The organism is Acinetobacter sp. AG3 (assembly GCF_022343575.1).
GTDB lineage: Bacteria > Pseudomonadota > Gammaproteobacteria > Pseudomonadales > Moraxellaceae > Acinetobacter > Acinetobacter guillouiae.
In genome coordinates this window covers 679,612-702,968 of record NZ_JAKQZD010000001.1, presented here as the reverse complement: position 1 = coordinate 702,968, position 23,357 = coordinate 679,612, and the positions used below count along the sequence as shown (strand labels likewise).

The following is a 23,357-nucleotide window of genomic DNA, read 5'->3' as shown; positions in this document are numbered from 1 at the left end:
GTCTTGCACTCTTTTTAATCCTTTAACTTAGAAAATTGACATTGCAAATTTTCATTTTGTCGTAAAATGTATAAAAAATGGCAATATCTGTCAAAACAAACTTGCAAAATCCCGACATACTGAAATCATCAACAGTGATGCAAGTAAAATAAAATGAATGCATTAGTTACATATCAGGTCGATCCAGTGGTTCGAACCAAGCTCAACTTTAAACTTGAGGAAGTGCCGCGCTTCTGGTTTGGTGGAGATCCATTCCGCACACGACTATTTGACGCACTCAGTCTGACCTTCCCAGATGGTGAACGCTATTTCATAGAAAGTGTCCGACTCTTCCGTGACAAAATCACCGATCCAGATTTACAACAACGTGTTGCTGATTTTATTCGTCAAGAAGCCCAACATGGTATTGCGCATGACAAAATGAATCAGGTTATGAAAGATCAAGGCATGCCTGTCGATCAATTTATCCAACTTTTAAGTAAGATTTTTAAATTTGAATTGAGCCAACGCTCGCCTCAATACAATATTGCGATGACAGCTGCTGCTGAACATCTCACCGCTTTGATGGCAGAAACATTTTACCGCCATAAAGCAACCTTATCTGAAGCACACCCTTATGTCCGGGCCTTACTGGCGTGGCATTCTATTGAAGAAATGGAACATCGAGATGTGGCCTTTGATGTGATGCAACAAGTCGGTGAGGTCCCTGACAACTTACGTCGATTTGCTTTAGCCTTTACCACCATAATGATGTTCAACTTTACCCTCTACCGTGCCAATATCATGCTTAAACATGATGGATTCAGCCGTATAGAACGTTTAAAAATGGCAACGCAAGGATTGCCTTGGTTCTTCGGTAAAAAAGGGATTTTATCTGCAATGAAAAATGAATATTTAGACTGGTTTAAAAAAGATTTTCATCCGAGCCAACACCCTGTAATTCGACAATATCAAGTTTGGGTCGATACGATGGCTGAAACCAATGATCCTATTCAAGCAGGTGAAGCATTTTGGCAGGCTGGACTATAGCTGTCTTGATATAAACCGATCAGTTCTATCCTGAATAGGGATTTGAACTGAATAATGCGAGAAATAAAACAATGAATGCATATGTAAAACACCAAGTTGATCCTGTGGTTCGCAGCAATTTAGATTTTAGATTGCATGAAGTTCCACGCTTTTGGTTTGATAATGACCCTTTTCGTACCCGTATGTTTGATGCGCTGAGTTTGACCTTTCCTGTAGGGGAAAGATATTTCATTCAAAGTGTTCGGGCACTGCGTGACAAAATCACCGATCCAGATTTACAGCAACGTGTCACGGATTTTATTCGACAGGAAGCACAGCACGGTATTGCACATGACAAAATGAATGAAGAAATGCTGCACCAAGGCATGCCTGTTGATCAGTTTGTAAAATTTATGGGTGCACATTTCGAGCATATACTGAAACATCGTTCCAAACAGTACAACATTGCCATGACTGCCGCAGCAGAACATCTTACCGCATTAATGGCAGAAACTTTTTACAGTAAACAAGAGACTTTAGCAGAGGTTCACCCTTTTGTACGTGCTCTATTTGCTTGGCATTCAATCGAAGAAATGGAACATCGAGATGTCGCTTTTGATGTCATGAAAGAGGTTGGAGAAGTTCCTGAAAACTTGCGTAAATTTGCGCTTGCCTTTGTCACTTTACAAATGTTTGGATTTACCTTTTACCGTGCCAATGTCATGCTCAAATACGATGGATTCAGTCGTTTGCAACGTGTTCAATTTGCACTCAAAGGTATTCCATGGTTTTTTGGCAAACACGGTAAATTATCAGCAATGCGTGAACAATACTTAGATTGGTTTAAGCCTGATTTTCATCCGAGCCAACACCCTGTGATTCGACAATATCAGGTTTGGGTCGATGTTTTGGCCGAAACCAATGATCCGATTCAAGCAGGTGAAGCATTTTGGAAGGCTGCTTTATAAGGTTAAAAAAGCTTTAAATAAGAACAGCCTTACCATTTCGCGTAATGCTGTTCCAACAAGCCATAGGCTTGATCTAACTGAATACACTCACCCACTTCAGATTCGACCGTACCACTAATGCGTGATTGCCATTGGCTAAACTGACTCCCCACCAAACGTAAATTTAAGTTTTCAAATCTCCGCCAGCCGGTTTCTACTGTCAGATTTAATTTCTGGTCTAAAGAGCGAATTGACCACAGGTTTGCATCTAACTTTTCAAACAGTACATCGGCAACTGCATATAGAACACCATTAACCCAAAGACAATTTTCATTGCCAAAACTCTCATTTACACCCGAAGCGAGGTTTAAGCCTATACGGTTTCCTTGCGTATCCCAAAAGTTACACGATAACCAAAACCATGCTGTTTCGGGTCTTAGAAATCCACAGGTATCATCGAGAGATGCCAATGTTTTTTCATTAAAATCTATACGCGCTTTATCTTTATTGATAAAAAAGCCTTCTACAGCCAAGGTGGTTTTCTTTTGCGTATAAGTCCAACCATTAATACCATTGGGACTGCATAAGCTTAAAGGTTCCGTTCCTGCACAAAAAATGCGGGCTTTTAACTGCTCTTCACCATTTCGAGTTGCCCGTATATAACGCACACCATTGGCATGTTGCATTTCAAATTCAAAAGGTGATTTATTAAAGTGACTTTGGCTATACAAAGGCTGCTCATCTAAGCTTGTCCCTCGCCCTAAGATCGTATTGGCATTCCATTCTAAAACTTCATTCGTTGAATGGTCATAGACATAAATAAAGCCGTGCCCAGCCCAACCAATATCGGCAATTGCGATACCGATAGAATAGTGTTCATGCTGGATACCACAAAATTTAAACTTTTTATATTTTAAATGTTTACGCCAACCTGTTAATACTTTGCCATACGGGGTTTTATAGATATATTGATTAACATTAATCTTACTTGGCACATCTTTAAAACGCCCATAACGGGGTTGACCATTGCTTTGTATTAAATCCATGTGAATTCCCAATCCTTTTATAAGGGAAGTATTAGACTTTAGTCGGTCCTTCGATTATTGCTATTTTTTCAAATTTAGCAACACCATCACACACCAAATCAATCCACTTTTATCATGATCTAACCTTTAGCGCATTCGTTCGACAGATAAAATATAACTTTGATTTAATTCATAAAAAATAGGGCGAATGCCCTATTTTTTAATCTGCAAAAATCACTTTGCAGGACCACCCCACTGATTTGTTTCAGGTTTGGTATCTGAAGCTAACCAGTAAATTAAAACAAAAGCGCCAAAAGGAACAAAAGCAATCAAGTACCACCAGCCTGTTCTTCCCGTATCATGTAAACGTCGAGCAGCAGCTGAAATTGAAGGCACGATCAGCGCTAATGCACTAATAAAATACAATACAGATGGTTTCTTAAAAATGATTGAGTCAATAATTGCTGCAATGATCAGCACAGCAAACTGTACCAATACAAAGAACCAATATTCTTTACGGCGAGCACGCCCAGAAAAATTGGCATAATTACTTAAACATTTTTTAAACCAATCAATCGCATTATATTGATCTTCGGTTTTATTTTGTGACATTGCTTTTCTCTCTTTATTTTATAAGTGTTACTGACATTTTTTGTACTAAAGCTGTAGCCAGATATTAACTGGTTTTGCATATTTTTCATACACTTTTATTCTGTAAAAAGCAAAATCTATTCGAAAAAAGAAAGAGGTCCTTGACCTCTTTCTGTACAAATCATTGTCTAATCTATACTTGAGACATTCATCTGCAATTTTTAAAACAATATATAAAAATCAGATAATCTTTCCATGTGGAATTTGATCAATTAACTTTTGCGGTGCTTTAAAACGTTCGCCATATTTTGCTTCAAGCGAGTTCGCTCGAAGCAAAGCTTTTTCTAAACCATACTGATTTAAGAATTGAATCGCACCACCCGTCCACGGTGCAAAGCCAATACCAAAAATTGAACCGATATTGGCATCAATCACAGATTCCAAGACATGTTCTTCATAACAACGTAAGGTATCTAAAGCCTGAACAAATAGGAAACGGTCAATCATTTCTTGTTCAGAAATATCAACATCTTTCTTCCAGTGGCTCAAGCCATCCCAAAGATGCTTTTTGCCACCTTCAGGATACTCATAGAAACCAGCACCCGCAGCCTTGCCTTTACGTTCAAAGGTGTGAATCATGGTTTCAATAACATCATCAGCACCTGAAAGCGGTAAATCCTTACCTTCAGCCTGAAGGGCTTTACGAGTTTCTTTGGCCACATGCTCAGAAAGCGTTAATGCCACTTCATCTTGAATCGCCAATGGGCCAACAGGCATACCTGCTTTTAGTGCTGCCATCTCAATACGTGCAGGATGTACACCCTCGTGCAATAAGCGTAGACCTTCTTGCACAAATGTACCAAACACACGGCTGGTGAAGAAACCACGGCTATCATTAACCACAATTGGTGTTTTGCCAATTTGTTGCACATAGTCATAGGCTTTTGCTAAGGTTTCAGCAGAGGTATTTTTACCTTTGATGATTTCAACCAATTGCATTTTATCGACAGGACTAAAGAAATGTAGACCAATAAAATGCGTATCATCTTTAGAGGCTTTGGCTAAACCCGTGATCGGTAATGTTGATGTATTTGACGCCATGACACCATTATTGGCAAGAAATTGTTCCGCTTCTTGAGTCACTTTGGCTTTTAATTCTTGATTTTCAAATACAGCTTCGATAATCAAATCACAGCCTTTTAAGTCTTCTGCAGATGCTGTTGCGGTAATCAAACTTAAAACTTGATCACGCTTTTCCGCGCTCATACGACCTTGCGAAACACGTTTATCCAATAGTTTTTGACTATAAGCTTTACCCTTTTCAGCATTTTCCACAGAGACATCTTTTAGCACAACTTGAATGCCTTTGATTGCTGTCGAATATGCAATACCTGCGCCCATCATGCCTGCACCAAGTACACCCACTTTGGTCGCTTGCCACTTGGCAATGTTTTTAGGACGACTTGCACCTGCTTTAATTGCATTCAAACCATGCCAGAATGTTCCAATCATATTCTTGGCAACTTGCCCTGTTGCAAGATAAGTGAAGTAACGGCCCTCTATACGGAAAGCGGTATCTACATCAACTTGGGCACCTTCAACCGCAGCAGCCATGATCGCTTCAGGCGCTGGATAACAGCCCTTGGTTTTATCACGCAGCATTGCAGGTGCAATTGCCAGAATCTGAGCAACTGCAGGTGTTTTAGGATCGCCACCCGGAATTTTATAACCTTTCACATCATAAGGCTGTTGAGATTTTGGATTGGCTTTAATCCAAGCAATCGCTTTGTCCAGCATGTCTTGCTCGCTATCCGCAAGCTCATTGACCAAACCTAGAGACTTGGCTTTATCTACCCCAAATTGCTTACCTTCCATAAGGAATGGGAATGCATTTTGTAAACCCAGCAGGCGTACCATACGCACCACACCACCACCACCGGGAAGTAAGCCCAGTGTTACTTCTGGCAAACCTAATTTGGTTTTAGGGTCATTTAAAGCAATACGATAATGACAACTTAAAGCAATTTCCCAACCACCACCTAGCGCTGTGCCATTAATTGCCGCAACCACAGGAACACCTAAGGTATCAATCGTACGAAGATCACCTTTTAGCTTGGTAGTCATATTAAAGAATTCAGTGGCATGTTCTGGCGTTGCCTCAATCAACTCATCCAAATCACCGCCAGCAAAAAAAGTTTTTTTCGCAGAACGATAAATCACACCCTTTAAATCTGTTTCAGATTTAAGTTTAGACACAACATTTTCTAAAGCCACACGAAAATCGGCATTCATGGTATTTGCAGACTGGTTTGGAGAATCCATCGTTAAAATAACAATGCCATCCGCATTTTTTTCATATTGAATTGCACTCATTATTTTTCTCCTTATACCAACTCAATAATGGTCGCAATACCCATGCCACCACCTACACACAATGTTGCTAGACCACGTTTTTTACCCTGACGTTCTAATTCATCAAGCAGCGTACCAAGAATCATTGCCCCTGTTGCGCCCAATGGATGCCCCATTGCAATCGCGCCCCCATTTACATTGACTTTTTCAGCTGGAACTTTAAGTTCAGTCATAAAACGCATCACCACAGATGCAAAGGCTTCATTTACTTCAAAGAGATCAATATCATCTATGCTGAGACCTGCTTTTGCCAGTGCTTTACGCGCAGCAGGTGCAGGACCTGTGAGCATAATGGTTGGATCTGTTCCAACCAATGCTGTTGCTAACACTTTTGCACGAGGTTTTAAACCTTGCTCTTTGACTGCTTTTTCAGAAGCAATGAGTACTACGGCAGCACCATCTACGATGCCTGATGAGTTTCCAGCATGATGTACATGGTTAATTTTTTGTGCTTCTGGATATTGTTGTAATGCAATCGCATCAAAGCCCATTCCACCCATCATTTCAAAACTTGGATTAAGTTTTGCCAAGCCTTCAGCAGTTGTACTTGGTTTAATGAATTCATCTTTTTCAAGAATCGTAACACCAGCTTTATCTTTCACTGCAACCACGGACTGATCAAAGCGTCCCGCTGCCTGTGCAGCAGCAGCTTTACGTTGTGAGTTGGCAGCAAACTCATCCACATCTGTACGACTATAACCGTCGAGCGTAGCAATTAAGTCCGCGCCAATCCCTTGAGGAACAAAATGTGATTTTAAATTTGTTTCAGGATCCAGTGCCCAAGGCCCACCATCAGAACCCATTGGAATACGTGACATAGACTCTACGCCGCCAGCAACAACAATGTCTTCCCAGCCTGAACGTACTTTTTGTGCAGCCATATTGACGGCTTCAAGACCTGAAGCACAGAAACGGTTGATTTGCACACCGGCAACATCATTGTCCCAACCTGCCGCAATTGCAGCAGTTTTAGCAATATCACCGCCTTGATCGGCAATTGGTGTTACACAACCCAGTACGATATCGTCTACTTTTGAAGTATCAAGCTGATGACGATCTTTCAATTCATTGAGCAATGTGGTTAATAATGTAATTGGTTTCACTTCATACAGTGAACCATCTTTTTTTCCTTTTCCGCGTGGTGTGCGAATGGCATCAATGATGTAAGCCTCGCTCATAGCTGTTCCTTCTTATGACTTCTAGGTTGTTATCTGCTTTGAGTGTACGTTATAAAGTTGAGAGTTCAATGACGAGAACGAAATAGTCAGTTGATATTTTTTGTCAATTGGCTGGTTCGTTCTGAATGGGAAAACGAAAACAAATCACGTATTTCAATTAAGTGCCAATCTCATTGCACATCTGCTGTTACGAGAAAAACCACATGCAACTTCATGCTCAAGTTTATGCTCAAGATAGAGAGGCATCTCAAGCGCATTGATCTTTTCAAAGCCTAATTTTTCATAAAATGGTCGATTCCAAATCACATCATGAAAGGTGGTTAAGGTCACAGCATCACAGCCCTCTCCCTGAGCAGTAGCAATCACATATTCAATCAATTGCCGACCAATCCCTTGTTTTTGAAATGCAGCACTCACATCTAACTCGATAATATATAAATCAAGCGCTTGTCTTTCTGCATATAAAAAACCTGTAGCTTGATTCTTTTGATTAATCGCGACAAATGCATAAGCAGAAGAAATCAATTGTAAGTGATCTTGTGCTGACAATACGGGGCTTTCAACCAGCCAAGATAACTCGGGAATACTTGAAAATGCTTGTGTAGCAGATTTTTCTATTTCGATCAGTTGCGCTATATCTGAGGGATCAATTTTTCTAATCAAACATGTCATCTATATATCCAGTCAAAAATATTTTAAATAGCATCTAACGACTTAGCTCAAACCTAAAATAAGCAGGTCCGATATTCTCTTTTTTCACAATCATCACAATCATAGCGAAGATTATTCAATGCGCTATTGAGTGGATAAATCTAAATGATAGAACTGATTGAAATCAGACTCTTGATATTCTGAAAAAGAAGCACCTTTGATAAAGCCAAATTTTTTATACAAGCAAATTGCAGGTTCAAAAGATGAGTGTGTTCCCGTTTCCAAACTCAATTTTTGGTATTCACGTTGTTGTGCAATCAATAAAAGATGTTTCAGCATTTCTGTTGCAGCACCTTTACGTAAATGTTTGGGATGTGTCCGCATAGACTTTAATTCAGCATGTGTAGATGACAACTCTTGAATTGCACCACAAGCTAAAAGTTCATTTTGTTCCCAAAGGGTAAAAAAGCTAATTTCGGGTTGTTGTAACGCAGTTAGATCTAATGCAAAACTATGCTCAATCGGTGAGTTTTCATGCATACCATGTAAATGAATTCTGAGTAAATCTTGTACTTGCACATCATCAAACTCAGCAAGTCTAATCATTTTTTAACACCCTATTCTTGAAAATTCTTTCGCTTTATCGCTTATATCTTACAAGAAATTTTAGCTGAAATGATTAGGCATAAAAAAGCCCAAGTATCACTTGGGCTTAGGATCAGCAAAAATACTTTTAAATTCATCTATGTCGAATTAATGATAACCATGCAATTGACGATAAAGCCCTGGGGTAACCCCTGTCCATTTTTTAAATGCACGATGGAAGGTACTGGTTTCACTAAAGCCCACTTGTTGTGCTACATCTTCCAAGGTTAAATCAGGATTTAACAACAAATGAATTGCAGCATCTCGACGCAAGGCATCTTTAACACCTTGGTAACTTTTACCTTCCGCTGCCAAGCGGCGGCGCAAGGTTTGTGGTGATAAATACAACATTGAAGCCACATCATTTAAGGTTGGCATTTCTTCACCAATTTGACTCTTTAAGACTTCACGAATACGCGAAGTTAAAGAATTGGTATTTTTGAATTTCACCAAAAGCTGAGCAGGCGCAGCTTTTAAAAACTCTTCTAAACTTGCTTCATCCTGACGAATCGGTAAATCCAAATAGTCAGCGGCAAAAGTAATTTCAGTACGTGGCATATCAAATTGCATCACAGGTGCAAAGAACAGCGCATCATACTCATCTGCATGATTTGGACGCGGGTAACCAAAGTGTACCCGTTCTAAAGGAATACGTCGTTCAATTAACCATGAAGCTAAACCATGCCAAATCATCAACATACTTTCAGTAATAAAATGATCAGGATCCATAGTTTTTGGAATCAATGGCACTAAACGCGCTTCATGTTTATCACGTTCAACCGCGACCGACCATTCGTCCCCAAATAATTTATAAAATTGTGATGATAACTCTAAAGCATCACCCAAAGTTTTAGCGTGGATAATCAATTGGCACATGATGGCAAAAGATCCCAAACGACGAGGTTGGATATCAAAGCCAACATGTTCATCTTGGGTCACCATCCACAGCATTTTCACAAAACGTGTATATTGCTCTGGTGAAATACGTGCTTTAGGTTGGCGAAGTAATTCTGCTTCTATGCCAACATGTGAAAGTAAGGTGTCAACGTCCATTCCTAGACGCTTCACACCTGTTAAGGCGGCATTCACAAAATGGATACTGATCGTATCACGACTCATGGTAAATCCTTCACTCTCTTTGATGTTCACTAACAATTGACCTAAATGACGCTAAAAAATGTTTTATTGGCGATTTACAACAGTGCAGATCACCTTTTTACATCATAAATTGCCGAAATGATCAAGGTAAATGGCTGAACATGACATTGTTTTGTTAATTTTATATTTCTATTATGGGTGTAAAATCAAGACAGTATTGGTAAAAACAATTATGACAACAGCTTTAAAGGGATTGAAAGTACTCGATTTTTCCACTTTATTACCCGGTCCATTTGCAACTTTATACCTTGCAGACCTAGGTGCAGAAGTGATCCATATTGAATCGCCAACGCGTCCAGATCTGGTGCGCTTGTTCCCGCCTTATGCCAATGGACAAGCGACTTCACACAGTTATCTCAACCGAAATAAACAATCCGTCACTTTAGATTTAAAAGATCCTGCCAGCATTGAACAAGTTAAACAGAAGATTTCTGAGTTTGATATTGTCGTTGAACAATTTCGTCCGGGGGTAATGCAACGTTTGGGTTTGGATTATCAAACATTGGCTGAAATTAACCCACGTTTAATTTACTGTTCAATTACGGGTTATGGCCAAACAGGCTCATATAAAGATAAAGCTGGACATGATATTAACTATATTGCCCTGTCTGGTATCGCGGGACACTGTGGTCGCCAAGACAGTGGACCACCGCCGATGGGGATTCAAATCGCAGATGTGGCAGGTGGTTCCTTACATGCTGTCATCGGTATTCTTGCTGCTGTAGTTGAACGCCAAAATAGTGGCCTGGGACAATATATTGATATTTCCATGACCGATTGTGTGGTTGGACTCAATAATATGGCAGCCGCAGCCAGTTTGGCTGGTGGTCAACAGCAGCAACGTGAATCAGAACAACTTAATGGCGGGACCTTTTATGATTATTATGAAACGGCCGATGCTCGTTACTTATCTATTGGTAGCTTAGAGCCACAATTTATGACTGGACTGGCAAGCGCGTTAGAATTGCCAATCCTTCTACAAAAAGGTGCTTCTTTCGATACTGAAGATCGTCAAATGGTCAAGCAAGCGATTCGAGATAAAATTAAAAGTAAAAATCTGGCTGAATGGAATCAACTGTTTGAACAACTGGACGTTTGCGTAGAACCGGTACTGAGTTTAGATGAAGCACTGCAATCCCAAATTTCTCAACAACGTAATTGGGTGGTCAATGTGCCATTGAAGCCTAATTCTGATCAAACTGAACCTCAGTTAGCCTGTCCAATTAAGTTTTCAAGATCACAAATGCAATATCACTATATTGGCCAACAACTGGGTGAAGGGACATGGTAATTGCCCATTTAATACAACACAATTCAAGTTAAATAAAATTACAATTCTGTCATCTTCTTTACAATTTGTATAATTTGTAACCTCAGCATCCTGTGTAATCTTAATTCTAAATAGGTTACACAGGTAAGCTGATCTTTTCAGATCAATTTTAATCCATGGTTTTTTAATTAATTTTTAAATAAAATTTAGTGGTTTAAAAACAATAGATTAAATTGACCAAAAACAGCCATAAAGCAAATATTCATTTATTAAAAAATTATCACCATGAGATAAAATACTCACATTAATTACAATTAAAAGTCAAAAATAATAGATTTTTATACAAATATGAGAGTATTATAAATAATTAGTTACAAAGTGTTATCAAGGTCACCAAATATGAATAAATCTAAAGGTCACTTTTATTGGGCTATCAGCTTATTATCTTTATGTAGTTCTTTTCAAAGTGCTCATGCAGCTCAAGCATTTAATGCAGAAAGCCCATGGATGTTTGGTGATTGGAACGGAAAAAGAACCGAGCTCCAACAAAAAGGTTATGACTTCAGCTTCGGCTATACCGGCGAATTAGCCACCTTATTAGATTCAAAAAACCATTCGAGCCATGGCACTGAGTATGCAGATCAGTTTGCGATTGGTAGTCATATAGACTTGGAAAAAGTGCTTGGATGGAAAGACACTGAAGCCCAAATCACCATCACTGAACGTAATGGTCGTTCATTGTCGCAAACCTCTGATGCCCTTGCAGGACAACTCAGTTCAACCCAAGAAGTTTGGGGCCGTGGTCAAACTTGGCGCTTAACTGATTTTTGGATTAAGAAAAAATTCTTTGATCAAAAACTAGATATTAAAGTGGGCCGTTTTGGCGAAGGCGAGGATTTTAACAGCTTTGACTGTGATTTTCAAAACCTTGCACTTTGTGGCTCTCAAGTGGGTAACTGGGTAGGCGACCAATGGTATAACTGGCCTGTTAGCCAATGGGCTGCGCGGGTTAAATATAACATCCAACCTGATTTATATGCTCAAGTCGGTGCTTATGAATACAATCCTGAAAACTTAGAACGTGGCAAGGGGTTTAACTTAAGTACAGACGGTTCACGTGGTGCAATTATTCCTGCGGAAGTGGTTTGGCAACCAAAACTCAGTGCTGCAAAATTACCAGGCGAATATCGTTTGGGCTATTACTACAGTACTGTCGATGCACAACGCATTAAAAATCCGAATGAAACAGATCATAAACAAGGTGGATGGCTGGTTGCCAAGCAGCAACTTACAGCACATCACGGTGATGCACGTCGTGGCTTAACGGGTTTCATTAATTTAACCCTTCATGACTCAGACACAAACACTGTCGACAATATGCAAAATATTGGATTGGTCTATAAAGGTCCTTTCGATGCGCGTCCTCAAGATGATGTCGCCATTGGTTTTTCTCGTATCAGCATCAACAATGATGTGAACAACACTCAAATTCGTCAACAAGATGAAGAGTACAACACTGAAATTTACTACGGTGTACATGCAACAAATTGGCTGACGATCCGTCCAAATGTGCAATATATTCGCCATGTTGGTGCATATAAAGATGGTGAAAATGCATGGGTTGGCGGTATTAAATTCCAAACTGCATTCTAGTGTTATAGATCATAAATATTTCGATGCCATTTTAACCCTTTCTCTCCCCTCGCATCGAAATATTTAAAATCTAAAAATTTAAACAATGTGCTTCATCAATCCTCAATGGAAAGGTAAAGCGTAAAAAATTAATCAAATAGATAGGTGGTCAATATGCAAACTCCATCTTCAGGACTCAGAACCCTAACAGTTGTGATTGCAATTGTTTTCGGTGTAGTTCTATTAGGCGGCGGAGTATGGCTGGCAGTACTGGGTGGGTCTTGGTACTACATCATTGCCGGGATACTTTTCATTGCAACAGCAATCTTATTACGCAAATTAAATAGTTCTGCTTTATACGTTTATGCAGCATTAGTACTCGGCACAGTTGTCTGGGGACTATGGGAAGTCGGTTCAGACTTCTTCGCGCTTGCACCGCGTTTAGATATTTTAGGTGTGTTTGGCTTATGGCTACTCATTCCAGCAGTAACACGTGGTTTCGATGCCAAAGGTGCTAAAATTGCACTTTCAGGTACATTGGCGATCACCATTGCGGTTATGGCTTATTCTATCTTTAATGATCCACAAGAAATTCGTGGGACTTTAACCAGTAAACAGCCAACGCCAGCAGCGATTGACGGTATTGCGGATGCAGACTGGCCGGCTTATGGTCGGACTCAATCCGGTTTACGTTATTCTCCGTTGAACCAAATCAACTCAGAGAACGTTAAAGATCTTAAAGTTGCTTGGACCTATCGTACAGGTGAATTCAAAACTGAAAATGATTCAGGCGAAACAACCAATCAGGTCACACCGATTAAAATCGGGAATAACATGTACCTGTGTACTACCCATCAAAAATTGGTTTCTCTTGATCCTTCTACAGGTAAAGAGAAATGGGTATTTGATCCAAAACTCAAAGCTGATAATACCTTCCAACATTTAACTTGTCGTGGTGTTTCTTATTACGATGCAGATAATACCGTTGGTTTCGCAGCAAGTTTACAAGCGAAAAAATCTTCGTCTACCGAATGCCCGCGTAAAGTTATTTTACCAGTCAATGATGGTCGTATCGTTGCGGTAAATGCTGAAACAGGTAAAGCATGTTCTGACTTCGGTCATAACGGTGAAGTTGATTTACAAAAGGACATGCCATTCCCTTATCCGGGTGGTTATATTCCAACATCACCACCTGTAGTCACAGGCACCACAATTATCATTGGTGGTTCAACGACAGATAACTATTCTACTCAAGAGCCTTCTGGTGTTATCCGTGGTTATGATGTAAATACAGGTGCATTGCTTTGGGTATTTGACACAGGTGCTGAAAATCCAAATCAGATTCCGGGTCCTGGTCAGAAATATGTCCAAAACTCACCGAATGCATGGGCTCCACTTGCATATGATGCAAAACTCGATATCGTTTATGTACCAACAGGTGTAGGTACGCCAGATATTTGGGGGGGTAACCGCACAAAACTGCATGAACGTTATGCAAACTCTATGTTAGCAATCAATGCAACAACGGGTAAATTGATTTGGAACTTCCAAACAACTCACCATGATTTATGGGATATGGATGTACCATCACAACCAACCTTAGCGGATATCAAAGATAAAACTGGGCAAACTGTTCCAGCAATCTATGTATTGACTAAAACAGGTAATGCCTTTGTTTTAGATCGCCGTAACGGTAAAGCTATTGTACCGATTAACGAACGTCCAGTACCACAAAGTGTAAAACGTGGTCCGCAAACTAAAGGTGAATTCTATTCTCCAACACAACCGTTCTCAGACTTTAACTTAGCACCTCAAGAAAAATTAACGGATAAACAAATGTGGGGCGCAACCATGTTTGACCAGTTAATTTGTCGTGTGTCATTCCACAAGTTAAATTATGACGGTATTTATACCCCACCTTCAGAAAACGGAACTTTAGTTTTCCCTGGTAACTTGGGTGTATTTGAATGGGGTGGTTTATCACTTAACCCTGATCGTCAAATCGCAGTTATGAATCCAATTGGCCTACCTTTTGTCAGTCGATTGATTCCTGCTGATCCGAACCGTAAACAAACAGCCAAAGGTGCAGGTACAGAAGCGGGTGTTCAACCTATGTATGGCGTTCCTTACGGTGTTGAAATCAGTGCATTCCTTTCACCATTTGGCTTACCATGTAAACAACCTGCATGGGGTTATGTTGCTGGTGTAGATTTGAAAACGCATGATGTTGCTTGGAAACGTCGTATTGGTACAATTCGTGACAGTATGCCGGGTATTCCATTGCCACCATTTAAAATGGGTGTGCCAATGTTAGGTGGTTCGATCTCAACTGCGGGTAATGTGATGTTCATTGGTGCGACTCAAGATGATTACATCCGAGCAATCAATGTCAGCAATGGTGATGAGCTGTGGAAAGGTCGTCTACCTGCGGGTGGGCAAGCAACACCGATGACCTATGAAAGCAATGGTAAACAATACGTTGTGATCATGGCGGGTGGTCACGGTTCATTTGGTACCAAAATGGGTGACTCAATCGTTGCTTATGCATTACCAGATAAATAATCTTAAATTGAGATAAATAAAAAACAGGTCTTAATGACCTGTTTTTTATTGCTTTATCTAAACCTATACCCTTGTATAAAAGTGCATCTGCTTTTGGATGAGGCGGATATTCTCTTCCCTGTTTGATCGCGATCTCCTTATCGCTACACGATAACCAATCCTTAAAATGCCCTACTCTTTACCTGACCATCAAAATGAAAACAATCTTCAATACGAATTTTTTGCACAGCTGAAAGTTGCTCAAAATCGAACCATCGATACTCAGAATGCTCATCACTTAAATTGATTGGTTGATCGTTCTGCAATGTACACCTAAACATAAATGCGTGGGAATTTACTGCAGAATGATAATAAACCCCTGATAAATATTCGATCAAAACTTCGCAGCCTAATTCTTCTTGGCACTCACGAATCAGCGCCTCATGCACTGTTTCACCTTGATCCAATCCACCACCTGGTAAACCCCATGCACAATCAGCATAAGTCGCTTTCAATAACAGGACTTGTCGATTTTCATTAAAAATCACAGCGTGCGAACTCAAACGATAAAAATCATGAAATCCCATTGCTCAAAACCCACTTAATTGATTATCTTGCCAAATAACATTTTGAAAAAATTAAACGTAGCGCATAAACAATTGCCATAACAAAAACAGCATAACCCACTTGGGTAAAGATCATCGGAATACAGAGTACGATGGCGGCTGTAATTGGATAAAACCATTTCTTAATCCCTGAAAGATGGTGAATTTCCTGTAGTAACCAAAGGCTCGCAGTATAGACAATCAAAGAGATTGCAACAAAATAACTAACGATGTCAGCCGAGATCTCAGCCTTATGCGTCACCACATCCACCGCAGCAGCTAAACCCGCACCAAGGGCAGCAATACTCACGAAAATAAAAAAGTGACCATAGCCCCATGAAAATGCACGTTTACGACTATTGAGTCGTTCAGCCACATCATGATCGAAATATGCCCACCACATGGTAAACATAATCAATAAGCCACCAATGGTCAAAAAGATTAATTCTTGGCTTAACAACTGATTGTTTAATGCATCAGAAATTGCAGCAAAACTTCCAATGATCGATTCACCAAGGACAATGATGGTGAGTAAGGCATAACGCTCAGAAATATGATGTGGATGCCATGGCGTCATGTTATGTGCTTCCGCAAAGATCGGCACACTCAGTTCAGCGATAACCAAGAGTAGAAATAAATAAATGGTGAAATTAATCGGGGTAAAGTGAAAAAGTAACCAGCCAATCTGTACGATGATAATACCAGCCGCATATCTCACCGCTGTTTGTTTACGCTCAGGATCATTTTTGGCAACACGAAACCATTGTGTAACGAGTCCCAAACGCATGATGACATAACCAATAATGATCACGTCAAAATCTTGTTGCTGAAACGCAAACGGGATCCCTGCTGCAATCACAAGTGAACCAATAATCTGCACAAAGGTCATGATTCGATAAAATACATCATCATTGTCATAGGCAGATGCAAACCAGCTAAAGTTCATCCATGCCCACCACAATGCAAAGAACACCATAAAATAAAGTGTTAAGCCATGTGATAAATGATTTTCGATAATACTATGGTGTAATTGTTGTCCTGCGGTCGCAATGGCGACCACAAAAATCAAATCAAATAACAATTCTAATGAGGTTGCGGCGCGATGTGGTTCGTGCGGATTTCGTGGTGCAAGTGGCTTTAACCACCCGTATTTTACAAATAATGAATTTGGCATTATTTTCACATTATTGAGATTATTATCATGATTTTTTCAAAACTCCATCTTTCATTCAAGTAAAAAACTGAGTTCTTTTGACAATTTTGTTAATGATCTAACATCGATCTCGCTAATTTAAAAATGCACAAATAAAAAGCCCAATCAAAGGGCTTAATAACAAACAAATCTAGCTTGCTAAACCACTAATTTCAATTTAGCAATATCCTTGATCACGATCGCTTTACCCGTGCTCATATCAATCGGCATCGAAATATGTTGATGTACGACTAACCATTGATCACCTTTCTTTTTCAGGCACAATGTTGTTCGACACCATGGCATCTGCAGCTTATCTTTAAGCACAGAATTTTCCACTTTTGAATGGCAATGCAATACAGCTAAATCGTTTGACGCATAGATTTTCATATTGCGACGCACAATTTGCACATTCTCACTAAAATATGGACTGAACTTCTCCCATTCTTTCTTGTACGCATCGATACCGTCTAATTGTATACTCACATCAAACATATTGATATCATCCGCACATTGATCTAATAGATGATCAATTTTATTACCAAGAACAGCAGCATCCCATAATTCAATTTGAGATATTATCTCGTCGGCAATTTTCACATTACCATCGATTGCTATTTTCATCATAAAACCTCATTATTCTTATTTGTGATGAATTTAACACTTAATAAGTATTATGTGAAGTGTTTTGTTTATTTTTTCATATCTAATCAATTTAAATCAAAATAATCACTGTTCATTAATCTGATTTAAGCAGTTTATAAAACCAACCGTATTCTGCTTAGATATTAACCAAAACCTTTCACAAAAATAAATCACTCAATAATACAAATAGATATAAAAAATTTGTACTTCAGCATAAAAAGCTTATTCTTAATTTAGTTAATAATTCTTCAATAATTTATTAACCAAATTTAATAATCTTTTTAATTAATGTTGAAGCTGTTATTAAATAATCATTCTCCTTTTATTTAATATTGAAGTTAGCCTAACATATTTAAACTTTAAAAAATCTTTAAAAAAATCATAAATGACTATGAGAAAAAATCATACTACCCTTCCAATATAAGAAGAAACTCAAAACTGAAGATATAAATAGATAATCTAAACTGATATCCAACTCAAGTTTATATATTGCGCTTGGAGTGATTATTCTATACAACTTAATAATATATATTTTTATGGTTTAATTTCTATGTTTTAAAACCCTTTGCAAGCATTCAAATATTAGAATTTTATTACCATAAATAAATACTTATTTTTTATCATTTGTTTTTTAGATTCAAAAAAAAGCATGTCATTGCAATGACATGCTTTTGCTGTTTGCTTTGGATTGTTTTGCTTGATTTAGGCTTGTTCTGTTAAATCTTTTATTTTGTCTGAAGGGCCATTTTTCTTCACAGACTCAATCCCATTATCGCGAGCAGCATCACCTGAATAGAATTGACTTGTTCCGATAATTTGATGATTCGCCGCTTTTAAGTTGAAATAAGGCTTACCATTTTTCGCTTCTAAACGATCATAACGTGCATCATCTGGGCTATTTTTTTGCACAGAGGCAATACCATTTTGTGCAGAAGCTTTTGCTTTATAGAGCTCACTGGTGAGAATAATTTCGCCATTTCCTGCTTTTAATACAAAGCGATATTGACCATCTTTAGCTTGACTAATTTCATACCATCCTGACATGGTTCACCTCTTCATTATTTTCGGTTTATTTTATTTCACAGCGCTTGTTGGACATAAATTACGCTACTGATATGAAATATAAATGACTTTTCATGTTAAAAAAAGATTAATTTGTTATAACTTTATTGTTTATGTAACGCCGCAGAGTGACATCGCTCAAATTAGCACAATGCTTTTATTATTAAGTCACAATAAAGTTTAAAGCCATTAAAAAAAATGACTTTAAATTTAGATTCTGCATTTAGTCACTAACGATCAGCGATCAAAAAAACCTGTGCTGGTATAACCTGGATAGACTGTTTTCATTAAACGCTCAATTTCCGAATCATTGCCACGTAAAAAACTTTCCAAACAATCCCGAAATACCGCAAAAGGAAGGTCATCGTTATCAAAACTGGGCATCTCTTCAGATTTAAACAAACCAAAAAAATGCGATTTTTGTTGTTTTTGATAGAGTTCAGCATGTGCATTAAAGTTATATTGATTGCGACTATAAACCACAAATAGTCCGCCGAACTTACGTCCAGTTTGAATATGTTCAATTTGAAAAAATGGAAAATCACCGTGGTGCTCCTCCATGTATCCCCAGACGACTTGTTGCATCCAATCAATCTGATCAAAACGACTTAAAATTTGCGTTGCTGCATTACTTTCAAAATCAAGAGAAGTTATTTCAAGCTCTTTAAATAACTCAATTCGAATTTTAAAACTCATCAGGATTACCTTTTATACACGTCGCTTATTTAAAGCATTCAGATTTTTTAAAAGCGACAAGAAAACAGCAGGCTCGGAACACTATGAATCAGCTGTTTCAGCACTCAATTCGATGAACAAACTAACAGATTACTGGAATATCAATCCATGCACTGTTCGGAAAATGTTTCACCAAATAATGCTTTAAAAATTCTGCGGTATCTTTTGAAATCAGTTCATCTTGAGATTCATCATTTAAATTATAAGCAAGTGCATAAAGCTCAAGCCCACGACTTTTTAAAGCCTCTAAACTTAAAATCGTATGATTAATACTGCCCAAACGCCCTGAGCTGACTAAAATCACAGGAAGCTTTTTCTGGGCCACATAATCAATTGAAAGTAAGCTGGTGGTTAGGGGTACCATCAATCCACCTGCACCCTCTAACAGAACAACATCATACGTTTCAGCCAGTTGTTGAGTAGCATCTGCAATTTTTTCAAAATCAATCTCACGCCCATCAATTTTGCTGGCTAAATGAGGCGATGCAGGATAGCTAAAGATTTCAGGCATGGTGAGCTTGGTTTCATCCTCTGGAAACCAGCCCATTCCCATAATTTCACGATGTTGTTCGATATCTTCTGAAATATCGGTATTACCCGTTTGGATTAATTTCTGCGTAATGGTTTTTTGACCTTGCTCATTCCATAGTTTGGCTAAATACCCGGTGGTATAGGTTTTGCCAATTCCAGTATCTATTCCACTGATAAAGTAAACTGATCCAGTCATGACATTCTCCGCAAAATACAATAAATAGGATGATAAGTCAGTGAGTAGCGTATATTTCCTGACTGATCAGCCTGTGAAAACTGTTGATAGTGATGATAAAAATCGGCGAGACTCTGCTTTGTCCATCTAAAGCCAGATGCTGTCGCAGTCACTCCTGTGGCTTTTAAATGCTGCAAAATATATTTGGGATGAGAAAAATTGAGATGCTCAATTTGCTCTGAAATATGTAGAATTTCAAAACCATTTCGCTTTAATTGTTGTTGCAGATCGTCAAGGGATAGGTAATTCAGACCTTGCCCTGTTAAGCTTTTAATTTCCTGTAAATTATGCTGTCCAAAAGTTGAAAAACAAAAATACGCATTAGGATTTAAATGATGAAAGGCCTGTTGAAAAATACCATTTAAATCACTCATCCATTGTAAAACGGAACTTGAGCTAATTAAGTCTAAATGTTTTGGAAATTCAAGCTGTTCTATATCGCCAATCCGATATTCAATCGGTTTATCCGCAGGGAAATGCTGCTGAACTTCGGGGTATAGATCATTTAAAATCAAATGTTTAATTTGCAAATTTTGCAGTAAAAGCTCAGTTAAGTTTCCAGAACCACAACCGATTTCAAACACATTTTCATAGTGTGCTGGGCAATATTCGCTTATTAAATTAAACAGTTGTTGTGCAATATTTTTTTGTACGACCGCATGTTCAGTATAGCTCTGCCCTGCCTGAGCAAAACGCAAGGCAATCTGTGATTTATCAATTTCTGGATGTTTCACATTCAACTCACAACAACGGAATTAGCTGATCTAGATCAGCTTGGGTGATTTGAGCAGTTAAACAGATACGTAACCGTGAGCTGTGTTGCGGTACAGTCGGGGGACGTACAGGCATAATATAAAATCCTGCATCTTGTAATGCTTTGGCCTTTTCAACCGTTTTAATCGAGTCACCTACAATGACCGGAACAATATGTGATGTTGATGGGCACTCAAAACCTTTGCTTTGAACAGCCTGTTGTAGATACTGACTTGTAGATTGCAAATATTGGCGGCGCTGATCTAAGCCTAAAACTTTCTGAAAAACAAAGTTTGTCCATGCCATACATATTGGCGGTTGTGCAGTACTGAAAATCAATGGGCGCATCGCATTAATCAAATAATCGCGAATCACCGCATGACAAATTAAATAACCACCAACTGAAGCGATTGCCTTACCAAAAGTCCCAACGAGCAGATCAATATCATCAATCACCGCATATTGTTCAGCACAACCTAAGCCCTGCGCACCACGTACTCCAATTGCATGTGCTTCGTCTACATAGAGCATGACTTTGCAAAACTGTTGCTTAATACTCACCAATGCTGCTAAGTCCGTTTCATCACCATCCATACTAAAAATCGACTCAGTCACGACAATAATGCGCTCGAAAGCCTCATCTGCATGATATTTTTGTAAAAGCTGAGTCAAATGATTTAAATCATTATGACGATAACGTACATATTTGGCTGAGGATAAACGGATCCCATCAATCATACTGGCATGAATCAATTTATCTGCCAGAATCAGCGTTTTACTGTCTGCAAGTGCAGGTAAAATACCAATATTCATATGATAGCCGCTGTTAAATAACAATGCCGCCCGACCATGAAAAGCCTGAGTTAAACTATTTTCAAGCAGTTCATATTCTGGAAAATGTCCAGTCAACAAGCGTGAAGACGAAGAACTCATTCGTCGTTGATCATTGGGTGTTTCATCAAAAAACTGTTCACGTAATGTGAGATCTGATGCCAATCCTAAATAATCATTTGAAGCCAAATTGAGCATTTGATGCTGATCAAGGCGAATATAACGACCTTGTTGAACATTCGAACGAAATTGGCGTAAATTGCCTTGCTGTTTAAGCACGTCAAGCTGCTGTGAAAAATGTTCAAGATGGGTATTGATCAAGCTCATGTGCTTTGCTCCATAGCCTTGACCACCTCAACCAATTGCTCCAGTAAGGTTTTTAATTCTTGTGCTGTGATGATATATGGAGGCATCACATAGACCAATTTACCAAATGGTCGTATCCAGATACCACGACGTACAAACTCCTGCTGTAAGGTTTTCATATCAACATTCACAGTCAATTCAACCACCCCTATCGCACCAAGAACTCGCACATCATGAACATGATTAAGGGACTGTAAGGGCTGTAAAGCATGTCTAAGCTGAGCTTCAATTCGTTGAATATTGCTCTGCCAATCTTGAGAAATTAATAATTGTGTACTTTTGACAGCAACGGCGCATGCCAAGGGATTTGCCATAAAGGTTGGGCCATGCATAAACACACCCGCTTCACCCTGACTTATCATTTCAGCAATATGTGTGGTGGTTAATGTCGCAGAAAGCGTCATATAGCCACCGGTTAAACCTTTACCGATACACATAATGTCAGGCTCAACTTGTGCATGCTCCCATGCAAATAGTTTCCCTGTACGCCCAAAACCCGTAGCGATTTCGTCAAAAATCAGCAAAACATTGTATTTTTCGCAAAGTCGTTTGGCTTGACGCAAATATTCAGGATGGTAAAAACGCATCCCTCCCGCACCTTGTACAATCGGCTCAAGAATTAAACCTGCAATCGTTGCATGCTGTTCAGCCAAGCTTTTCTCAAGTTCAGCAATGTCACTTTGATCCCATTGCTCATAAAATCCGACTTGAGGGGCTGGAACAAATAAGCGATTGGGCAAACTTGAACCAAAAATTTGATGCATGCCCGTTACAGGGTCACAGACAGACATTGCATTCCAAGTATCGCCATGATAGCCAGATCGAGGGGTAACAAAATTAGTTTTCTCTGTATAGCCCTGTGAAGACCAAAACTGTACCGCCATCTTCAATGCCACTTCTACAGCGACAGAACCAGAATCGGCAAAAAACACTTTATCTAAATGAGGCGGGGTCAGTTGAACCAGTAATTTTCCAAGCTGGATCGCTGGATCATGGGTAAATCCACCAAACATGATATGCGACATATTCTGTAGCTGATCTGTCACTGCTTGATTCAACTCTGGATGATTATAACCGTGAATCGCACACCACCATGAAGACATCCCATCTATCAATTGACGACCATCTTCAAGTTCGATGGTCGCAGCATAGGCTTTTTTAACCTTAAAAGTCGGTAAGGGATTGGTCATAGAGGTATATGGATGCCAAATATGTTGCCGATCAAAGTCCAGATCATCTAACTCTGATTGTTCAAGATCAACATCATCAAACCCATTGTTTAAATCGGTCATCCGTTCACTCCATGTGCATTACAATTACAGCAAAAAACAGTTTAGCGATGTT

The 23,357-nt window shown here is 39.0% G+C and carries 21 protein-coding genes; 5 read left to right on the top strand and 16 right to left on the bottom strand.

Going from position 1 to position 23,357, the window contains the following annotated elements; all coding sequences use genetic code 11:
* The first annotated feature begins 153 nt into the window (after positions 1-153).
* Together L3V46_RS03315 and L3V46_RS03310 are read left to right on the top strand one after the other, a co-directional pair.
* Positions 154-1,029: a metal-dependent hydrolase gene (locus L3V46_RS03315; protein ID WP_004723993.1), complete on the top strand. Its 876-nt coding sequence runs from the start codon at positions 154-156 to the stop codon at positions 1,027-1,029.
* Positions 1,030-1,100: 71 nt separating this feature from the next.
* Complete coding sequence (locus tag L3V46_RS03310) at positions 1,101-1,976, top strand: metal-dependent hydrolase (protein WP_239044909.1); 876 nt, start codon at positions 1,101-1,103, stop codon at positions 1,974-1,976.
* Positions 1,977-2,005: 29 nt separating this feature from the next.
* Here L3V46_RS03310 and L3V46_RS03305 read toward each other — a convergent pair whose 3' ends face one another.
* The 7 genes from L3V46_RS03305 to L3V46_RS03275 all read right to left on the bottom strand — a co-directional run bounded on the left by L3V46_RS03305 (position 2,006) and on the right by L3V46_RS03275 (position 9,576).
* Positions 2,006-3,001, bottom strand: coding sequence for a DUF2804 domain-containing protein (locus L3V46_RS03305; RefSeq protein WP_239044908.1), 996 nt, complete (start codon positions 2,999-3,001; stop codon positions 2,006-2,008).
* Positions 3,002-3,214: 213 nt separating this feature from the next.
* Entirely contained in the window at positions 3,215-3,592 is a 378-nt protein-coding gene (locus L3V46_RS03300; protein WP_004817765.1) for a DUF805 domain-containing protein, read from the bottom strand.
* A gap of 219 nt (positions 3,593-3,811) precedes the next feature.
* Positions 3,812-5,944 (bottom strand): 3-hydroxyacyl-CoA dehydrogenase NAD-binding domain-containing protein, encoded by a 2,133-nt coding sequence (locus tag L3V46_RS03295; protein ID WP_239044907.1) that lies wholly within the window; start codon positions 5,942-5,944, stop codon positions 3,812-3,814.
* Between the two features lie 11 nt (positions 5,945-5,955).
* Positions 5,956-7,161, bottom strand: coding sequence for an acetyl-CoA C-acetyltransferase (locus L3V46_RS03290; RefSeq protein ID WP_004817769.1), 1,206 nt, complete (start codon positions 7,159-7,161; stop codon positions 5,956-5,958).
* A gap of 153 nt (positions 7,162-7,314) precedes the next feature.
* Complete coding sequence (locus L3V46_RS03285; RefSeq protein WP_239044906.1) at positions 7,315-7,833, bottom strand: GNAT family N-acetyltransferase; 519 nt, start codon at positions 7,831-7,833, stop codon at positions 7,315-7,317.
* Positions 7,834-7,956: 123 nt separating this feature from the next.
* On the bottom strand, positions 7,957-8,418 hold the full coding sequence (locus L3V46_RS03280; RefSeq protein WP_004817773.1) for a GNAT family N-acetyltransferase: 462 nt from the start codon (positions 8,416-8,418) through the stop codon (positions 7,957-7,959).
* Positions 8,419-8,565: 147 nt separating this feature from the next.
* Complete coding sequence (locus L3V46_RS03275; protein ID WP_004724010.1) at positions 8,566-9,576, bottom strand: AraC family transcriptional regulator; 1,011 nt, start codon at positions 9,574-9,576, stop codon at positions 8,566-8,568.
* A gap of 211 nt (positions 9,577-9,787) precedes the next feature.
* On the opposite strand from L3V46_RS03275, the gene L3V46_RS03270 reads away from it, so the two are divergent.
* The 3 genes from L3V46_RS03270 to L3V46_RS03260 all read left to right on the top strand — a co-directional run bounded on the left by L3V46_RS03270 (position 9,788) and on the right by L3V46_RS03260 (position 15,079).
* Positions 9,788-10,906, top strand: a complete 1,119-nt coding sequence (locus L3V46_RS03270; protein ID WP_034614632.1) for a CaiB/BaiF CoA-transferase family protein — start codon at positions 9,788-9,790, stop codon at positions 10,904-10,906.
* 378 nt (positions 10,907-11,284) lie between these two features.
* Entirely contained in the window at positions 11,285-12,538 is a 1,254-nt protein-coding gene (locus L3V46_RS03265) for a carbohydrate porin (RefSeq protein ID WP_239044905.1), read from the top strand.
* Positions 12,539-12,691: 153 nt separating this feature from the next.
* On the top strand, positions 12,692-15,079 hold the full coding sequence (locus L3V46_RS03260) for a glucose/quinate/shikimate family membrane-bound PQQ-dependent dehydrogenase (RefSeq protein WP_004817779.1): 2,388 nt from the start codon (positions 12,692-12,694) through the stop codon (positions 15,077-15,079).
* Positions 15,080-15,240: 161 nt separating this feature from the next.
* Here the strand turns inward: L3V46_RS03260 and L3V46_RS03255 are convergent, their stop codons facing one another.
* The 9 genes from L3V46_RS03255 to bioA all read right to left on the bottom strand — a co-directional run bounded on the left by L3V46_RS03255 (position 15,241) and on the right by bioA (position 23,305).
* Positions 15,241-15,645 carry an NUDIX domain-containing protein gene (locus L3V46_RS03255; RefSeq protein WP_004817781.1) on the bottom strand — a complete coding sequence of 135 codons (405 nt, stop codon included), beginning with the start codon at positions 15,643-15,645 and terminating at the stop codon, positions 15,241-15,243.
* A gap of 22 nt (positions 15,646-15,667) precedes the next feature.
* The gene (locus L3V46_RS03250) at positions 15,668-16,837 is read right to left on the bottom strand and encodes a low temperature requirement protein A (protein ID WP_004817783.1); all 1,170 of its coding nucleotides are present in this window, start codon (positions 16,835-16,837) and stop codon (positions 15,668-15,670) included.
* 177 nt (positions 16,838-17,014) lie between these two features.
* Complete coding sequence (locus L3V46_RS03245) at positions 17,015-17,479, bottom strand: nuclear transport factor 2 family protein (protein ID WP_004724016.1); 465 nt, start codon at positions 17,477-17,479, stop codon at positions 17,015-17,017.
* Between the two features lie 723 nt (positions 17,480-18,202).
* Positions 18,203-18,544: a YegP family protein gene (locus L3V46_RS03240; protein WP_004817785.1), complete on the bottom strand. Its 342-nt coding sequence runs from the start codon at positions 18,542-18,544 to the stop codon at positions 18,203-18,205.
* A gap of 255 nt (positions 18,545-18,799) precedes the next feature.
* A complete protein-coding gene (locus tag L3V46_RS03235) occupies positions 18,800-19,258 on the bottom strand; it encodes a hypothetical protein (RefSeq protein WP_004817787.1) in 459 nt (152 codons plus the stop codon).
* A 121-nt stretch (positions 19,259-19,379) separates the two neighbouring features.
* Positions 19,380-20,024: a dethiobiotin synthase gene (bioD, locus tag L3V46_RS03230; protein WP_004817788.1), complete on the bottom strand. Its 645-nt coding sequence runs from the start codon at positions 20,022-20,024 to the stop codon at positions 19,380-19,382.
* Entirely contained in the window at positions 20,021-20,797 is a 777-nt protein-coding gene (bioC, locus tag L3V46_RS03225) for a malonyl-ACP O-methyltransferase BioC (RefSeq protein ID WP_004817790.1), read from the bottom strand. The genes bioD and bioC overlap by 4 nt, the downstream gene beginning before the upstream one ends.
* Before the next feature lie 7 nt (positions 20,798-20,804).
* Positions 20,805-21,974: an 8-amino-7-oxononanoate synthase gene (locus tag L3V46_RS03220; protein WP_004817791.1), complete on the bottom strand. Its 1,170-nt coding sequence runs from the start codon at positions 21,972-21,974 to the stop codon at positions 20,805-20,807.
* Complete coding sequence (bioA, locus tag L3V46_RS03215; protein WP_004817793.1) at positions 21,971-23,305, bottom strand: adenosylmethionine--8-amino-7-oxononanoate transaminase; 1,335 nt, start codon at positions 23,303-23,305, stop codon at positions 21,971-21,973. Before bioA ends, L3V46_RS03220 begins: the two co-directional genes overlap by 4 nt.
* Positions 23,306-23,357 lie beyond the last annotated feature (52 nt).

Excerpts from the sequence above, each read along its gene's own strand:
- L3V46_RS03290 (WP_004817769.1), bottom strand. The coding sequence starts at position 7,161 with ATGAGCGAGGCTTACATCATTGATGCCATTCGCACACCACGCGGAAAA.
- bioA (WP_004817793.1), bottom strand. The coding sequence starts at position 23,305 with ATGACCGATTTAAACAATGGGTTTGATGATGTTGATCTTGAACAATCA.
- L3V46_RS03305 (WP_239044908.1), bottom strand. The coding sequence starts at position 3,001 with ATGGATTTAATACAAAGCAATGGTCAACCCCGTTATGGGCGTTTTAAA.
- L3V46_RS03255 (WP_004817781.1), bottom strand. The coding sequence starts at position 15,645 with ATGGGATTTCATGATTTTTATCGTTTGAGTTCGCACGCTGTGATTTTT.
- bioD (WP_004817788.1), bottom strand. The coding sequence starts at position 20,024 with ATGACTGGATCAGTTTACTTTATCAGTGGAATAGATACTGGAATTGGC.
- L3V46_RS03235 (WP_004817787.1), bottom strand. The coding sequence starts at position 19,258 with ATGAGTTTTAAAATTCGAATTGAGTTATTTAAAGAGCTTGAAATAACT.
- L3V46_RS03260 (WP_004817779.1), top strand. The coding sequence starts at position 12,692 with ATGCAAACTCCATCTTCAGGACTCAGAACCCTAACAGTTGTGATTGCA.
- L3V46_RS03280 (WP_004817773.1), bottom strand. The coding sequence starts at position 8,418 with ATGATTAGACTTGCTGAGTTTGATGATGTGCAAGTACAAGATTTACTC.
- L3V46_RS03295 (WP_239044907.1), bottom strand. The coding sequence starts at position 5,944 with ATGAGTGCAATTCAATATGAAAAAAATGCGGATGGCATTGTTATTTTA.
- L3V46_RS03240 (WP_004817785.1), bottom strand. The coding sequence starts at position 18,544 with ATGTCAGGATGGTATGAAATTAGTCAAGCTAAAGATGGTCAATATCGC.
- L3V46_RS03285 (WP_239044906.1), bottom strand. The coding sequence starts at position 7,833 with ATGACATGTTTGATTAGAAAAATTGATCCCTCAGATATAGCGCAACTG.
- L3V46_RS03265 (WP_239044905.1), top strand. The coding sequence starts at position 11,285 with ATGAATAAATCTAAAGGTCACTTTTATTGGGCTATCAGCTTATTATCT.
- L3V46_RS03315 (WP_004723993.1), top strand. The coding sequence starts at position 154 with ATGAATGCATTAGTTACATATCAGGTCGATCCAGTGGTTCGAACCAAG.
- L3V46_RS03250 (WP_004817783.1), bottom strand. The coding sequence starts at position 16,837 with ATGCCAAATTCATTATTTGTAAAATACGGGTGGTTAAAGCCACTTGCA.
- L3V46_RS03310 (WP_239044909.1), top strand. The coding sequence starts at position 1,101 with ATGAATGCATATGTAAAACACCAAGTTGATCCTGTGGTTCGCAGCAAT.
- L3V46_RS03300 (WP_004817765.1), bottom strand. The coding sequence starts at position 3,592 with ATGTCACAAAATAAAACCGAAGATCAATATAATGCGATTGATTGGTTT.
- L3V46_RS03270 (WP_034614632.1), top strand. The coding sequence starts at position 9,788 with ATGACAACAGCTTTAAAGGGATTGAAAGTACTCGATTTTTCCACTTTA.
- L3V46_RS03275 (WP_004724010.1), bottom strand. The coding sequence starts at position 9,576 with ATGAGTCGTGATACGATCAGTATCCATTTTGTGAATGCCGCCTTAACA.
- L3V46_RS03220 (WP_004817791.1), bottom strand. The coding sequence starts at position 21,974 with ATGAGCTTGATCAATACCCATCTTGAACATTTTTCACAGCAGCTTGAC.
- L3V46_RS03245 (WP_004724016.1), bottom strand. The coding sequence starts at position 17,479 with ATGAAAATAGCAATCGATGGTAATGTGAAAATTGCCGACGAGATAATA.